This is a genomic window from Blastococcus sp. CCUG 61487 (genome assembly GCF_005222955.1).
Taxonomy (GTDB): Bacteria; Actinomycetota; Actinomycetes; order Mycobacteriales; family Geodermatophilaceae; genus Blastococcus.
Map to the genome: position 1 here is coordinate 46,094 of NZ_LWUA01000235.1, position 15,402 is coordinate 61,495.

The 15,402-nt window shown below is 74.5% G+C and carries 14 protein-coding genes; 7 read left to right on the forward strand and 7 right to left on the reverse strand.

What is annotated here, in order from left to right:
- Positions 1-107 precede the first annotated feature (107 nt).
- The 4 genes from A6V29_RS13255 to A6V29_RS13270 form a co-directional block, all read right to left on the reverse strand.
- The gene (locus A6V29_RS13255) at positions 108-812 is read right to left on the reverse strand and encodes a DUF6542 domain-containing protein (RefSeq protein ID WP_137160741.1); all 705 of its coding nucleotides are present in this window, start codon (positions 810-812) and stop codon (positions 108-110) included.
- Positions 813-992: 180 nt separating this feature from the next.
- Positions 993-2,114 (reverse strand): DNA recombination protein RmuC, encoded by a 1,122-nt coding sequence (locus tag A6V29_RS13260; protein ID WP_137160742.1) that lies wholly within the window; start codon positions 2,112-2,114, stop codon positions 993-995.
- 37 nt (positions 2,115-2,151) lie between these two features.
- On the reverse strand, positions 2,152-2,688 hold the full coding sequence (locus A6V29_RS13265; protein ID WP_137160743.1) for a methylated-DNA--[protein]-cysteine S-methyltransferase: 537 nt from the start codon (positions 2,686-2,688) through the stop codon (positions 2,152-2,154).
- Positions 2,688-4,199, reverse strand: a complete 1,512-nt coding sequence (locus A6V29_RS13270; protein ID WP_137160744.1) for an AlkA N-terminal domain-containing protein — start codon at positions 4,197-4,199, stop codon at positions 2,688-2,690. The genes A6V29_RS13265 and A6V29_RS13270 overlap by 1 nt, the downstream gene beginning before the upstream one ends.
- Positions 4,200-4,342: 143 nt before the next feature.
- On the opposite strand from A6V29_RS13270, the gene A6V29_RS13275 reads away from it, so the two are divergent.
- The 7 genes from A6V29_RS13275 (at position 4,343) to A6V29_RS13305 (ending at position 11,036) form a co-directional block, all read left to right on the forward strand.
- Complete coding sequence (locus A6V29_RS13275; protein ID WP_137160745.1) at positions 4,343-5,272, forward strand: ABC transporter ATP-binding protein; 930 nt, start codon at positions 4,343-4,345, stop codon at positions 5,270-5,272.
- Positions 5,269-6,093 carry an ABC transporter permease gene (locus A6V29_RS13280; RefSeq protein ID WP_137160746.1) on the forward strand — a complete coding sequence of 275 codons (825 nt, stop codon included), beginning with the start codon at positions 5,269-5,271 and terminating at the stop codon, positions 6,091-6,093. Before A6V29_RS13275 ends, A6V29_RS13280 begins: the two co-directional genes overlap by 4 nt.
- Positions 6,090-7,340 carry a sensor histidine kinase gene (locus A6V29_RS13285; protein WP_137160747.1) on the forward strand — a complete coding sequence of 417 codons (1,251 nt, stop codon included), beginning with the start codon at positions 6,090-6,092 and terminating at the stop codon, positions 7,338-7,340. Before A6V29_RS13280 ends, A6V29_RS13285 begins: the two co-directional genes overlap by 4 nt.
- Entirely contained in the window at positions 7,337-7,975 is a 639-nt protein-coding gene (locus A6V29_RS13290; RefSeq protein WP_137160748.1) for a response regulator, read from the forward strand. The genes A6V29_RS13285 and A6V29_RS13290 overlap by 4 nt, the downstream gene beginning before the upstream one ends.
- Positions 7,976-8,071: 96 nt before the next feature.
- Positions 8,072-9,310 carry an HNH endonuclease signature motif containing protein gene (locus A6V29_RS13295; RefSeq protein ID WP_170977860.1) on the forward strand — a complete coding sequence of 413 codons (1,239 nt, stop codon included), beginning with the start codon at positions 8,072-8,074 and terminating at the stop codon, positions 9,308-9,310.
- 104 nt (positions 9,311-9,414) lie between these two features.
- Complete coding sequence (gene ychF / locus A6V29_RS13300) at positions 9,415-10,488, forward strand: redox-regulated ATPase YchF (RefSeq protein ID WP_137160749.1); 1,074 nt, start codon at positions 9,415-9,417, stop codon at positions 10,486-10,488.
- A 194-nt stretch (positions 10,489-10,682) separates the two neighbouring features.
- Positions 10,683-11,036, forward strand: coding sequence for a DUF1801 domain-containing protein (locus A6V29_RS13305; protein ID WP_137160750.1), 354 nt, complete (start codon positions 10,683-10,685; stop codon positions 11,034-11,036).
- Between the two features lie 35 nt (positions 11,037-11,071).
- Here the strand turns inward: A6V29_RS13305 and A6V29_RS13310 are convergent, their stop codons facing one another.
- Genes A6V29_RS13310 through A6V29_RS13320 form a run of 3 tightly spaced genes read right to left on the reverse strand, consistent with a single transcriptional unit; the run spans position 11,072 to position 15,377 of the window.
- Entirely contained in the window at positions 11,072-11,971 is a 900-nt protein-coding gene (locus A6V29_RS13310) for a polysaccharide deacetylase family protein (RefSeq protein WP_137160751.1), read from the reverse strand.
- 21 nt (positions 11,972-11,992) lie between these two features.
- Complete coding sequence (locus A6V29_RS13315; protein ID WP_137160752.1) at positions 11,993-13,177, reverse strand: NAD(P)/FAD-dependent oxidoreductase; 1,185 nt, start codon at positions 13,175-13,177, stop codon at positions 11,993-11,995.
- 40 nt (positions 13,178-13,217) lie between these two features.
- Entirely contained in the window at positions 13,218-15,377 is a 2,160-nt protein-coding gene (locus A6V29_RS13320) for an acyltransferase family protein (RefSeq protein ID WP_137160753.1), read from the reverse strand.
- Between the last annotated feature and the right edge of the window lie 25 nt (positions 15,378-15,402).

Here is a 15,402-nt window from a genome sequence, read left to right on the forward strand (position 1 = left end):
TGATCCCAGCGCTTCCTCCCTCGTGGTGGGCGCTGAGGGAGGACGCTGCGCGGTGAGGGAGGACGTCGTGCCGGCGCCGAGACTGGCGTGCGGTGAGCGTGCGGACCTCAGCGGCGGGCGAGCAGCCGGCCCAGCGCGAGGACGACGGTGACGCCGGTGGCGATGGCCATCGTCGGGAAGCCGCGGATGAGCAGCGTGGCGACGGTCGGCGCGTTGAACGAGGCCGACGGGGCCAGGCCGATGTTGAGGGCCGCGACGGCGATGAAGACCAGCGGCGGTGCGACGACGACCGAGAGCAGGTCCCGGTGCCGGACGGCGAGCGTCGCGACGGTGGCCGACCCCACGAGGGTGCCGAGCGTGATGACGCCCAGGCCGAGCCCCACGAACGAGTCGATGCCGGCTCCGGCCAGCGTGACGAGGAAGACGCCGAGGACGGCGACCGCGCCGCGCAGCCCACTGCCCGCCTCGGGCGCGGCCTCGTAGCGTCCGCGCGCCGTCGCGCCCCGTGCCTCGGCTCGTGCGGCGGCCGGCCGGGGCACCGGCGGACGGGATCCGGCAGCGCGCGGGTCGGACGGCAGTCGCTCACCGGCGCGCAGCGGCCGCGCCGGCTCCCGCCGCGGCGGTGCCTGACGGCGGAGGTCGTCCGGGCGGATCCGGTCGGACGACCTCCGCGGGGGAACGGCGGGACGGACGGGCCGCCCGCGGTCGTGGCCGACGGCCCGCTCCTCGCGGGGCATGCGGGTACCGGGGAACGACCGGTCGGGGTACGCCCCGCCCTGCCGCCATGCATCGGCCGTGCTCGCCGAGGTCATGGCACTCCTCCGTTCCACCGCGGTCGGGCCGGACGGCCGTTCCTGGGTGCCCACGGTAGCGAGCGCACACGCCGCAGAGCGGGAGGATGTGGTCGCGTCGCGCATCCCGGTGCATCGGTTCGGTGACGCAGGGTGAGTGCTGGGGCGGGCGGGGCGCGGTGGGCAGGCGCCCGCCGCGGATCACCCGTCGGTGCCGCTGCGTCCGCCCGGCTCGTACCGGCGCGGGTCGAACCGGTCCTCCCCGTCGAGCAGCACGCCGTCGGTGTCGGGTGCTGACTCGCTGGGCCGCAGGGTGCGCACCGTCGCCTCCAGCGGTTCCGGCGCGGGGACGGGCTGCTCGGCGACGCCGAGGTCGTCGAAGCGGCGGGCGGCGGTCAGGACCGACCGCTCGTAGGAGCCCACCGTGTCGTTGAACCTGGCCATGGTCGTGCCGAGGGCCGAGCCGAGCCGGGTGAGGTGACCGGACAGCGTGGTGAGGCGCGCGTGCAGCCGCCGGCCCACCTCGAGCACCTGGTCGGCGTCCCGGGCCAGCCGTTCCTGCCGCCACGAGTACGCCACGGTGCGCAGCAGGGCCAGCAGCGTGCTGGGGGTCGCGAGCACGACGTCGCGGGAGAAGCCGTACTCGAGCAGCCCGGGCTCGGCCTCCAGCGCGGTGATGAGGAAGCCGTCGGAGGGGACGAACAGGACGGTGAACGGCGCCGCGGGCCGGAACGCGGTCGGGTAGCGGCGCGCCGCCAGCGCGTCGACGTGGGTGCGCAGCTGGCGGGCGTGCGCGGCCACCCGCTGGTCCCGCACCGCCTGGTCGGTGGCCTGCACCGCTTCGATGTAGCCGGTGAACGGCACCTTGGCGTCGACGACCACCTGCCGGCCGTCGGCCAGCGTGACGACGAGGTCCGGCCGCACCCCCGCGCCTTCGTCGCTGGTGCCCGACGGCTGCTCGACGAAGTCGCAGTGCTCGAGCAGGCCGGCCAGCTCGACCACCCGGCGCAGCTGCACCTCGCCCCACCGGCCGCGCACGTGCGGGGTCCGCAGCGCCGTGACCAGGGCGGCCGTCTCCTGCCGCAGCTGGGCCGAGGTCTGGTTCACCGTGCCGACCTGCTCGCGCAGCTCGCCGTGAGCGGTGGCGCGGGCTCGTTCCATCCCGGCCAGCAGCCGGTGGAGGTGGTCGAGGGACTCGTGCACCGGCTCGAGCCCGGCGTCGCCGGGAGCGCGGCGGGTGCGCACGGCGACGGCGCCGAGGGTGGCGGCGGTGGCGAGCAGCGCCCCGAGGAGGAGCCCGAGCAGCAGGGAAGCGGCGTCCATGCCCGGGAGGCTGCCCGAGGGGTCCGACAGTTCCCGGCTACGCCGCGGCGACAGGGGCGTGCCGCGCCTCGTGCTCGAGGAGCTGCGCCTTCACCGCCGTCCCCCAGCGGAAGCCGCCGAGCCCGCCGCCGGAGCCCAGCACCCGGTGGCACGGCACGAACAGCGCGGCGGCGTTCCGGGCGCAGGCGTTGGCGGCCGCCCGGACGGCGGCCGGCCGGCCGCAGCGGGCGGCGAACGCCGCGTAGGTGTCCGGTTCTCCCGCGGGGACGGTCCGCAGCACCTCCCAGGCATCCTCGAGGAACGGGCCGGAGCGCTGGCGCACCGGCACGTCGTCGATCGCGGTCACGTCCCCGGCGAAGAAGGCGTCGACGGCGTCCAGGACCGGGAGCCGGTCGACGTGCTCCACCCAGTTGGGGCGCAGCGACCTGTGCACCACCGGCAGCAGCGCGCCGACGTCGTCGGTCCAGCCGCTGGCGAGGACGACGTCACCACCGTCCGGCCCGGTCGTGACCACGACGGTGAACGGTCCGGGAGGGGTGGCCGCGGTGGCGTAGCGGGCGGGAGGCGGGGTCATCAGGCGCTCCGTTCGGTGCGGGCCGTGCTCGGGGAGGACGTCGGGGCCGGCGGACGGGTGAACAGGCCGGGCGCGGCGAGCGCCCACAGGTGCATCACCGCGTACGAACGCCACGGGCGCCAGCGGGTCGCGGCGTCGACGTCGTCGCTGCCGATCGACTGCAGGGAGCGCCGCAACGCCAGGTCGCCGGGCAGCCACACGTCGGGGTCGGACAGTCCGCGCAGCGCGACCAGCGCCGCCGTCCAGGGGCCGATGCCGCGCACGGCGAGCAGAGCGCGCTCGGCCTCCTCCCGGTCCGTGCCCGGGTCCAGCACGAGGTCGCCCGCGGCCAGCGCGGCCGCGAGCGCGTGCACCGTGGCCCGGCGCGCGCCGGTGAGGCCGACCGACGTCAGGTCGGCGGCGGCCAGTGCCTCCGGGCGCGGGAAGGCGTGGGTCAGCGTGCCCACCGGGCTGTCCAGCGGCGTGCCGGCTGCCCGGACCAGCTGGCCGGTGATCGTCCGCGCGCGGGCGACGGAGACCTGCTGGCCGAGGACGGCGCGCACCGCGAGCTCGGGTTTGTCGGGTGAGCCGGGGACCCGGCGGCCCGGTGCCCCGGCGACGAGGGCGGCGAGCGCCGGGTCGGCGCCCAGGACGGTGTCGACGGCGACCGGGTCGGCGTCCAGGTCGAGCAGGCGGCGGCACCTGCTGACCGCGGCGCCCAGGTCACCGAGGCGGCTCAGCCGCAGGTGCGCGGTCACCGCGGCGTCGCCGTCGGCAGCGGGGGAGAGGGACACGATGCCCGGCCCGTGCGGGAGGTCCAGCACGCGGGAGAACGTCGTCCCGTCCCACTCCTCGAGCCCGGGGACGGCGTGCGCGCCCAGGAAGAGCAGCACCTCGGCGGCGGAGTAGGGCGCGCGGGCGGCCAGGCGCACCGTCAGCTCACCGGGCGTGGCACCGGTCGCCCTGCCGGGGGCTCGGCGGAGGTCGGTGGGTGTCGTCGCGAAGACCTCGCGGATCGTGTCGTTGAACTGCCGGACGCTGGCGAACCCGGCCGCGAAGGCGACGTCGGCCATGGGCAGGTCCGTGGTCTCCACGAGCAGCCGGGCGGTCTGGGCCCGCTGCGCCCGGGCCACGGCGAGGACGCCGACGCCGAGCTCGCCCACGAGCAGCCGGTGCAGCTGGCGCTCGGAGTACCCCAGCCGCCGCGCGACTCCCGGGACGCCGGAGCGGTCGACCTCGCCGTCGGCGATCAGTCGCATCGCGCGGGCGACGACGTCGGCGCGCACGTCCCACGCGGGGGAGCCGGGGACGGCGTCGGGCCGGCACCGGCGGCAGGCGCGGAAGCCGGCGGCCTGCGCGCCCGCCGCGGTGCTGAAGAAGGAGACGTTGGCCGGCTTCGGTGTGCGGGCGGGGCACGAGGGGCGGCAGTAGATGCCGGTCGTGTGGACGCCGGTGTAGAACCAGCCGTCGAACCGGGCGTCCCGGCCGGCGACCGCGCGGTAGCACCGCTCGTGGTCCAGCACCTCGGTCATGCCGACCAGCATGGCACTCGCGCAGCGAGTGGACTGGCGGCTTTCGGACGTCGCCGTCGGGTCGGGAGGATCCACCGAACGGTGGACGGCGGACCAGCGTTCCGGCGGTCCCGGGGCGGGCGGCGCGGCTCCAGGCTCGTCGCATGACGACGACACAGGCCGCGCCCGAGAGCACCGCGGCGCGCGACATCGAACCGGCCGTGCGGGTGCGCGGCCTGGTGAAGCGGTACGGCGGCCGCGCCGTGGTGGACGGGCTCGACCTGGACGTCCGCCGCGGCGAGGTGTTCGCGCTGCTCGGCCCCAACGGCGCCGGCAAGACGACGACGGTGGAGATCCTCGAGGGCCTGCGCCGGCGCGACGGCGGGGAGGTCCGGGTGCTGGGCGAGGACCCGGCCACCGGTAACCGCGGCTGGCGGGCCCGGATCGGCGTGGTCGGGCAGGCGACCGGGACCGGGGACGCGCTGACGGTCCGGGAGACGATCGAGCACTACGCCGTCTACCACGCCCTGGCCGAGGACCCCGACGAGCTGATCGCCGCGGTCGGCCTGACCGGGTCCGCCGGCGTCCGCACCGCGAAGCTCTCGGGTGGCCAGCGCCGCCGGCTCGAGGTGGCGCTGAGCATGCAGGGCCGGCCCGAGCTGCTCTTCCTGGACGAGCCGACGACCGGCCTCGACCCGGTGGCCCGCCGCCAGTTCTGGACGGTGCTCGAGCGGCTGCGGGCGGGCGGCACCACGATCGTGCTGACCACCCACTACCTGGACGAGGCGGCGTACCTGGCCGACCGGGTCGGCGTCATCGACCGCGGCCGGCTCGTCGACGTCGCGCCGCCGGAGGAGATGGGCGGGGAGCTGCGCCGCCGCTCCACCGTCCGCTGGCGCGAGGACGGTGGCTTCCGCTCGGTCGTCACCACCGAGCCCGTGGCCGTGCTGCGTGACCTGCTCGCCGGCGGCCCGCGGGTCGACCTGCCCGACCTGACCGTCACCCGGCCGAGCCTGGAGGACGTCTACCTCCAGCTGGTCGGGGCCGCCCCGTCCGCGGATGTGGACACCGAGATCCAGGGAGCGCTCCGATGACCACCACGACCACGCGCCGGCCCCTGCCGCCCGGTGCCCTGCCCATCGGGCTGGCCCGGATCGGGCTGGAGCTGCGGCTCTTCCTGCGCGACCCCGGGCAGGTGGTCTTCTCCTTCTCCTATCCGGTGATCATGCTGCTGATCTTCGGCTCGGTGTTCGGCGGTCAGACGACCGGGCCCGACGTCCGGTTCGAGGACTACTTCCTGGCCGGCATCGCGGCCACCGGGATCATGCTGACCAGCTTCCAGGCGGTCGGGATCGCGATCGCCGAGGAGCGGGAGCGGGGCGATCTCGGGCGGCTGCAGGTGCTGGGCACCCCGCCGGCGGCCTACGTCATCGGCAAGGCCGGTCAGGTGGTGGTGACGACGACGGCGCAGCTCGCGCTCCTGCTGACCGTGGCCGCGGTGGCCTACGACGTCCCGATGCCGGCCGACGCCGAGCGCTGGGCCACCTTCGGCTGGGTCGCCGTCCTCGGCATCCTGTCCGGCACCGTGCTCGGGATCGCGATCTCGCCGTTCGTGGGCAGCGCCCGCGCGGCGTCCGCCGGCATCACCGGGTTCTCAGTCGTCCTGCAGTTCTTCTCCGGCGTCTTCTTCGTCTTCAGCGAGCTGCCGGCCTGGATGCAGCAGGTGGCCGCGATCTTCCCGCTGAAGTGGCTGACCCAGGGGATGCGCTCGGTCTTCCTGCCCGACCGGGCCGCCGCGGGCGAGATCGCCGGCTCGTGGGAGCACGGAACCACTGCCCTCGTGCTCATCGCATGGGTGATCATCGGCGTCATGGTCTGCGTACGCACGTTCCGCTGGCGCCGGGGCGAGGGATGACGTCGTCCGGCTCCGCGGACCGCTCCGCCGTCGTCTCCCTCCCCGCGGGGGACGGCGGCGCGCCGCTGTCCGACGGCGCCCGGCGGACCTCCGTCCTGGCCCTCCACGCGGCCTTCGCCGTCATGCTCGGCGTGGCGACGGCGATCGTCGTGCTGGGCGACCTCGACGGGTCCCGGCCTCTCCTGCTGACGGCGCTCGCGGTGTGGGTCCTGGCCTACGTGGCCATCGGCCCGCTGGGGCTCACCGACTGGCGCTCGGACACCGCGTCCGGCTACCTGGCGGTGCTCGTCGTTGTCGTCGGGGTGATCGCCTGGCAGCAGCCCTCGCTGCTGTTCCTCATGTTCCTGGCCTATCCGCAGGTGTGGTTCTTCGTCCGCTCGGTGCGGACGGGGGCGCTGTGGACGCTGGCACTGGCAATGGCGGCCGCAGCCGGGCCGACAGTCGCCTATGCCCAGGGAGACGAGCCGCTCTGGGGCCCGGGGCAGACGCTGGTCGGGCTGGTCTTCAGCCTGGCGATGGGGTGGTGGGTCTTCCGGGTGCTGGACGAGAGCGCCGAGCGGGCGGCCCTCATCCGCGAGCTGGAGTCGACCCGGGCGGAGTTGGCCGCGCTGCACCACGAGCAGGGCATCGTCGCCGAGCGGGAGCGCCTGGCCCGCGAGGTGCACGACACCCTCGCGCAGGGCTACACGAGCATCGTCGTCCTGGCGCAGACCGCCGCGGCCGCGCTGCCGGGCGATCCCGACGTCACCGCCGAGAGGTTGGCGGTGATCGAGGACGTCGCCCGGGAGAACCTCGCGGAGGCGCGGGCGATGGTCGCCGCCTTCGCGCCGGTGGCGCTGGACTCGGCGACCCTGGTCGAGGCGCTGGAGCGGCTGGCCGAGCGGTTCGGCCGGGAGACCGGCATCGTCACGCGGGTGGACACGGGGGCACTGGGTGGTGCCGAACCCGCGCTGAGCCGGGCTGAGGAGATCGTGCTGCTGCGGGGCGCGCAGGAGGCGCTGGCCAACGTGCGCCGGCACGCCGCCGCGTCGGCCGTGGTGCTCCGGGTGAGCCGGGTGGGCGCAGGCGAGGACGAGCACGTGTCGGTGCACGTCGAGGACGACGGCGTGGGCTTCGACCCGACTACGTCGGCCGGGGTGGGCCTGGCCGGGCTGCGGGACCGCGCGGAGGAGGTCGGCGGTGCCGTCGACGTCAGCTCGGCGCCGGGGGAGGGGACGCGGGTGACAGTCCGCGTGCCGGCGCGATGAGCACCGTCCGGGTGCTGGTGGTCGACGACCACCCGGTGGTGCGCGGGGGCGTCGTCGCGTGGCTGGCGGCCCAGCCAGACATCGAGGTGGTGGGCGAGGCGGGCGACGGGCAGGAGGCGCTGGCGCTGGTCGCGTCGGTGACGCCGGACGTCGTCCTCATGGATCTGCGCATGCCACGGATGGACGGCGTGACGGCGACCGAGCGACTGGCCGCGGCCCATCCCGGGGTGCGCGTGCTGGTGCTGACCACCTACGACACCGACGTCGACATCGTGCGGGCGGTGGAGGCCGGCGCGACCGGCTACCTGCTCAAGGACACGCCGCTGCCCCAGCTGGCCGAGGCCGTCCGTGCGGCGGCGCGGGGGGAGACCGTGCTGGCGCCGCCGGTGGCGGCCCGGCTGGTGTCGCGGATGCGCGCGCCGGCGGTCGACGCACCGACGGCCCGCGAGCTCGAGGTGCTGGCCGGGGTGGCCCGCGGGCTGACCAATGCGGAGATCGGCCGGGAGCTGTTCATCGGCGAGGCGACCGTGAAGACCCACCTGCTGCGGGTGTTCGCGAAGCTCGGCGTGGACGACCGGACGCGGGCGGTCCTGGTGGCCGTCGAGCGCGGGCTGCTGCCCTCCCCGGGACGCTGATCGACGGCGCCGTCAAGGCTTGCCGGCATCTGTGGACAAGCTTCTGACCTGGGGATTCGGATGGTCGAGGCGTGCTCGCTGCGGTAGTATTCGTACATGTGTTCGACCGGGTGTGAGACGCCGCTGGAGTGCCTGACCGGCGCGCTGCGGGCGCTGTCCGGTCAGGACCTGACGTCCTCGTTCGGCCCGGCGATGCTGGAGCGGGCCGGGGTGCTGGCGCGGGCCCGGAACACGCTGGTCGCTGATCTGGCCCGCACGGTGCGGGAGTGCGAGCTGACCCAGGCCCCGGAGCACGACGGGAAGGCGTCGATGGCCTCCTGGCTGCGCGGGCATCACCGGCTGCCGCAGGCCGTCGCCTCGCAGCTGGTGCGCACCGGCCGGGCCCTGCAGCAGCTGCCCGTCTTGGCGGCGGCGGCCGCGGCGGGCGTGGTGCCGCCGGAGGCGGTGGCGGTGATCGCCCCGTTCGCGTCGGAGGTGAACTTGGCGCGCGCGCAGGCGCAGGGGGTGGATCTGCCCGAGATCGACGCCCTGCTCACCGAGATCGCCGCCACCCGGCCGCACGCCGACCTGCGGCAAGCCGTCGGGCACTACCTGGACCGGCTGGACCCCGATGGCACCGAACCGGACCCCACCGGCCAGCGCTCCATCTTCTTCAGCAAGCACACCGACGGGACGCTTTCCTTCCACGGCCGGCTCGACGCCATCGGCGGGGAGAAGTTCCAGGCCGCGATCGAATCGATCCTGCAGGCCTCCCGCCCCGCCGGGGACCTGCGGACCCGCGCCCAGCAGGCCGGCGACGCGTTGGTCCAGCTCTGCGACAACGCCCTCGCCTCGGGGAACTTGCCGGTGCTGCGCGGGCACAAGCCGCACGTCGTGGTCACCATCGACCTCGACGACCTGATCGACCCCCACCCCGGGGCCGGCGCCGGACGCACCGGGTTCGGCGGCGTCATCTCCGCCGCCCGCGCCCGCTGGCTGGCCTGTGACGGCAACGTCACCCGCATCGTCATCGGCCCCGAGGGCCAGCCGCTGGACGTCGGCCGCAGCAAGCGGCTCTTCCCGCCGCACCTGCGCCGAGCCGTGGAGATCCGCGACCAGCACTGCGTCTTCGCCGGCTGCGACGCCCCCTCCTGGTGGTGCGACATCCACCACCTCGTGCACTGGGCCGACGGCGGAGACACCTCACTGGAGAAGTCAGGGCTGTTGTGCGAACGGCACCACACCAAGGTCCACCACGGGTTCCGCATCGAACGACAACCCGACGGCCGATGGCGTACCTACCGCCCCGACGGCACCGAGATCGTCGTCCTCGAACCGTTCCTCCTCCCCGCCTGACAGCTCCCCAGCCGCCGCACGGCCACGCCTCCGAGGCGTCGCCGTGCGGCGGCATGCGTTCGATCGGCAAGGGCGTCCGGTTGCGGCACGTAACCTGATCTGCCGTGAGCCTCACCATCGGGATCGTCGGCCTGCCCAACGTCGGCAAGTCGACCCTCTTCAACGCCCTGACCAAGAACGACGTGCTCGCGGCGAACTACCCGTTCGCGACGATCGAGCCGAACGTCGGTGTGGTGGGCGTGCCCGACCCGCGGCTGGAGAAGCTGGCGGAGATCTTCGGCTCGCAGAAGATCATCCCGGCGACGGTCTCGTTCGTGGACATCGCCGGCATCGTCCGCGGCGCCAGCGAGGGCGCGGGCCTGGGCAACAAGTTCCTCGCCAACATCCGCGAGAGCGACGCCATCTGCCAGGTGATCCGCGTCTTCACCGACCCCGACGTCGTGCACGTCGACGGCAAGGTGAGTCCGGCCGACGACATCGAGACGATCAACACCGAGCTCGTGCTGGCCGACCTGCAGACGCTGGAGAAGGCGGTCCCCCGGCTGGAGAAGGAAGCCAAGAAGGACAAGGAGCGCGCCGCTCTGCTGGCCGCCGCGCAGGAGGCGCAGAAGGTGCTCGACGAGGGCCGCACGCTCTTCGCGGCCGGCGTCGACCCGGAGCCGCTGCGCGAGCTGACGCTGCTCACCACGAAGCCGTTCCTGTACGTCTTCAACGTCGATAGCGACGAGCTGGCCAACACCGAACTGCTCGACGAGTTGCGCGCCCTCGTGGCTCCGGCCGAGGCGATCTTCCTCGACGCGCAGACCGAGTCCGAGCTCATCGAACTGCCCGCCGAGGAAGCCGCGGAGCTGCTCGAGTCGATCGGCCAGAACGAGCCGGGCCTGGACCAGCTGGCCAAGGTCGGCTTCCGCACCCTGGGCCTGCAGACCTACCTGACCGCCGGCCCCAAGGAGGCGCGGGCCTGGACCATCCCGGTCGGCGCCACCGCGCCGCAGGCCGCCGGCGTCATCCACACCGACTTCCAGCGGGGCTTCATCAAGGCCGAGATCGTCTCCTTCGACCAGCTCGTCGAGGCCGGGTCCATGGCCGAGGCCAAGTCCAAGGGCTGGGTCCGCATGGAGGGCAAGGACTACGTGATGGCCGACGGCGACGTCGTGGAGTTCCGCTTCAACGTGTAGCCCGTCATCCATGGCCTTTCCGGCTATCCTCGGCGTCGGTGGTTCGCGCCACCGACAGCACTTCCAGGTGACGATCACCTGAATCTTCTCGGAGAGGCCCGACCAGCTCGGGGCACGTCCGGTTGGGGTGCGGCGCACCGATGCGCCTACTTCTACGTGACGATGCCCGGCATCGGCCGACGAGAGGACAGCACATGTCGTCGAAGGACGAGAAGAACCTCGCCCAGGTGCTCGACAAGATCGCGCAGCTGGACGAGCCGCGACGCTCGATCGTGCAGCGCGTGCACGAGGTCATCACGACCGCCGCTCCCGCCCTCAAGCCGCGCATCTGGTACGGCATGCCGGCCTACGCGCTCTCGGCGGGCACTCCGGCGCTGGTCACGCTGCGCAGCGACGAGCGGCTCAACCTCGCGATCACCGAGAAGGCCGACTTCCGCCCCGCCGGCGGCGTCGACGGCAACCTGATGCCGGCCGCCTGGTACTTCGAGACAGTCGACGAGACCACCGAGCAGCGGATCGCCGACATCGTCAGGGCCGTGGTCCCGTGAGCACGCCGCGAAGCTGACGGCTGACCGCCGGCGGGCTACAGGTACTCCGACAGGCGCACGAACCTGAACCCGTCGGCGGTCAACCGGGGGAGCGCCTCCGCCACGCCCTCCGCCGTGCCGCCGGAGGGCTGGTTCATGTGCGCGATCACGATCGACCCGGCCGTCGCCGATCGCAGCGCCGTCGCCACCTGGCGTGCCCCTGCGGTCGCCCCGGCGTCCCCGTTGACGTCGAAGTTGACCACGGTCGCCCCGAGGTCGCCGGCGATCCGGACCGCCACGTCGTCGTAGTGCGCCGTCCCCGACCTGAAGAACCGCGGCGCCGCACCGGTGGCGGCGGTCAGCGTCTCGCGGTTCCCGGCCACCTCGTCGAAGACCTCGCCCGGCCCGGTGGTCCCCGGGATGCCGTAGGCCGCCGCGCCCGTCACCGACAGCGGCAGGTGGGCGGTGCCGTGGTTCGCCAGCTCGAACAGCGGATCGGCGGCCAGCTCCGCGACCAGGTCAGGGTGGGCCAGCACCCAGCGCTGGTTCAGGAACAGCGTGGCCGGCGTACCCGTCGTCCGCAGCGTGTCGACGAGCGCAGCGTCGTAGCCGCTGCCGCGCGCCCCGCCGCACGCGTCGAAGGTCAGAGCGATGACGCGGTCCCGGGTGGGGAGCCGGTTCACCACGCCGGGCACGTCCAGGCCGAACGCCGTCGGCACCGCCCCCGCGTACCGGGCGACGACGTCCTCGCGGGTCATCGTCGCGGCCACCGCCGGGGTGCTCGGTGCAGCCGTGGCGGTGCCGGTCGGCGGCGGCGAAGCGGTGGCGCTGCGCGGTGGTGAGGTGGTGCTGCGCGCCGCTGGCGTCTCCGTCCGCGCGCATGCCGCGAGCGCGCCCGCGGCGACCAGCCCCAGGAACGCCCGGCGGCTCGCGGCGGGGGTGGGGACGACGGGCACCAGCGGAGTATGCCGCCCGGATCAGACCCGGCCGCGGAGGATGCGCCGCCAGTAGATCCGCGGCAGCACGTACCGGTCGAACCACCACTGCCAGCGCCGCGGCTCGAACGGGTCCAGGAGGGGCACCGACGGGCTCGGCCGCCCGCCGCGGTCCACCTCGTTCAGCAGCAGCGTCCGGCGGCTCACCGTGATCGGCATGACCGTGTAGCCGTCGTACTCCCGCAACGGCTTCCCGCGGCCGGCGGCCGCGAGGTTGGCCGCGAGGACGGCGACCTGCCTGCGCAGCGCACCACCCGACGGGCGGGTCTGCACGGCCGCGGCGTCACCGAGCGCCCAGATCGACCCGTACCGCGGCGAGCGGAGGGTCCGCGGGTCGACGTCGACCAGCCCGGACCGCGCATCGGTGGCCAGACCCGCGTCGGCGATCCAGCGGGGTGCCCGGTAGTGCGGAACGGCATGGGCGAACGCGACGTCGTCCAGCACCCGCCGCCCGGCAGGGGAGGAGATGGTGAGGGCGTGCGCGTCGGGATCCACCCGCTCGATGCGGGAGTCGCGCAGCACCTCGATGCCGTAGGAGTCGAACGCGCGCTCGAGCACCTCGTCGGCGCGAGGCAGGCCGGTGGCCGTGGGGCCCGGCAGGACGAGCCGCACCTCCAGGTCGGCCAGGACGCCGGTCCGCCGCCAGTGGTCGCAGGCCATGAGCAGCGGCTTGAGCGCGGTCGGCGCGCACGAGGCGGGTTCGGGCGGCACGGTGAACACCACCCGGCCAGCGCGCAGCGCCGACAGCCGGGGCCACACCGTCGGCGTGCTGCCCGGCACGTACGACGAGGCGACCCACCCGTCGGCGTAGGCCTCCTGGAGCCCGGGGGTGGCCGCCCAGTCCTCGACCAGCCCCGGGCAGAGGACCAGTGTCGAGCAGGCCAGGGTGCGGCCCGACCGCATCGTGACCGTCATCGCCGCCGGGTCGACGGCCTCGACGCTGTCGCGGATCCACTCGCACCCGTCCGGGACGACGTCGCGCATCGGGCGTTCGAGGTCCGCCATGCGCGCCTCGCCGCCGGCGACGTAGTTGAGCAGCGGCTTGTACCGGTGCACCGGCTGCGGCCCCACGACCGCGACGTCCGGCGCCCCGTCGCGGAGCAGTCTCGCCGCGAGCGAGACGCCCGCGTTGCCGGTACCGACGATCAGGACTCCGCGTGGCTCCACCGCGCGAGCCTGCCCACTCCGCGGCGTCCCTGAACCCCGATCACCGACCGAGGACGGCCGCGCCGACCTCGTCGGCGATGCGCCGCGAGTACTCGGCGGTCATGTGCCCGCCGTCCGGGTAGACCGGCGTCGAGCCGACGATCGTCGGGCACAGCCCGTTGATGCAGAACCAGGCGCCGGGGTCCACTGCCCGCACGCCGGTCTCGGCGGCGACCTCCTGCTCGCTCGCCACCTGCTGCGCGAAGGTTTCCGACGGCCCGCCCAGGCAGTCGTGCGGCCCGTTCAGGCTGGTCGCGCAGTCCAGCAGGCTCACCGAGCCGGGCGGGGCGCCGAGCAGGACGATCTCCGCGCCCGACGCCTTCAGCCGCTGCACGACCGCCGCCAGTCCCTGCCGGAAGGCCGCGGGCAGATCCGCCCCCCGCTCGAGCCCCGCCCGCCACGTGTGGCTGAGCACCACCATGTCCGGCCGCTGCTCGAGGATGTGCTCGATCGCCCACTCGCGATGCTCCGAGCAACCGGTGAAGGGCTGCCCCTCCAGGAAGACGGTCGCGGTGATGTTGGGGCACAGGCCGAACGTCAGGCTCTGCACGGCCCACCCCTGCGGGACGAGCGACTCGCGCAGCGCGGGCACCCAGGACGCGGCGAACGAGTCACCCAGGACGGCGACCGTCCGCGGCGCGTCCGCGTCGCCGTAGCGGCACTCGTCGACGTTGTCCGGGCCGATGTGCAGGCACCCCTCGGCCCACATCTTCGTGAGGTAGCCGGGCAGCTCGTCGAAGCCCGGGTCGAGATCTTCGGGCCACTCCGTGGCGAGCGTCGCCGCCTGGATCTCCTCCTGCAGCGGGGTCAACGCCGGCTGGCTCTCGTCGGCGGCGTTGGCCTCGGCCGCGGCCCGCGCGGCGGCCACCTGCTCCTCCCCGGTGTCGGCCCGCGGCACGGCGACCACGGCGACGACGCTCGCCGCCGCGACGACCACCGCCGCCGCGGCGACCCACCGGGCCCGCCGGAAGACCGCCCCGGCCCGCTCCGTGCGGGCCGACCCACGGGGGAGCAGCCAGGAGCTGTGCAGGACCGGTTGCTCGATGCAGTAGTAGGAGACCGTGGCCAGCACCAGCGAGCCGCCCAGCGCCGCGAGGTAGAAGGCTGGTGAGCCGCCGGTCAGGAGCACACCGGCGACGATCAGCACCGGCCAGTGCCACAGGTACAGCGAGTAGGAGATCGCGCCGAGGAAACCGGCCGGGGCGCTGCCCAGCATCCAGCGGCCGCCCGGGCCGCCCGGCGTCGCTCCCCAGGCGAGCACGAGCGCCGTGCCCAGCACGGGCAGCGCGGCGGCGCTGCCCGGGAACGGCGTCCGCTCGTCGATGACGAAGGCCGCCGCGAGGACGGCAGCGAGCCCCGCCCAGGCCAGCGCGGCACGCCACGCCGCGGGAACCCGCTGCAGCTGGGTCGCGGACACCGCGACGAGCGCGCCCACGCCCAGTTCCCAGGCGCGGGTGAACGTCGAGAAGTACGCCGTGGCGGGCGACGTGCTCGTCGCGTGCAGGGACCAGGCGAACGAGGCCGCGGTCACCGCACCGAGCACCAGCCACAGGACGGTGGTGCGCGCGCTGCCTCTCGGCGGCTTCGCGTGCCGGCGGCCGCTGGCCAGGGGGACGGCGAAGGCGAGCAGGATCAGCACCGGCCAGACGAGGTAGAACTGCTCCTCGACGGCGAGCGACCAGAAGTGCTGGACCATCGACGGCGCCGCGGTCAGCTCGAAGTAGTCGGTTCCCTGGAGCGCGAAGTTGATGTTCGCGCTGAAGAGGGCCGCCCAGACGACGTCGGTGACCGTCTCCTGGAAGCGCCCGCTCAGGAAGACGTAGTGGGCCGCCGCGATGGTCGCCGCCAGCGTGGCGAACGCGGCCGGGAGCAGCCTGCGCGCCCGCCGGGCGTAGAAGCCGCGGAAGGAGATCCGCCCGGCGCGGTCCCGTTCCCGCACCAGCAGGCCGGTGATCAGGAAGCCGGAGATCACGAAGAAGACGTCGACGCCGATGAACCCGCCCGCGGGCCGGCCCGTGACGTGCGCGGCGACGACCAGTCCGACGGCCACGGCGCGCAGACCCTGGATGTCCGCGCGGAAGTGGTGCTTCTCGGTCGGGGCCGGGTCGGCACCTGGCGCGGGGGCGCGGCGCGGGTCGTCGAGGATCGCCGCGCCTGCCATCGACGTCCTCCTCCGGTGCTCGCCG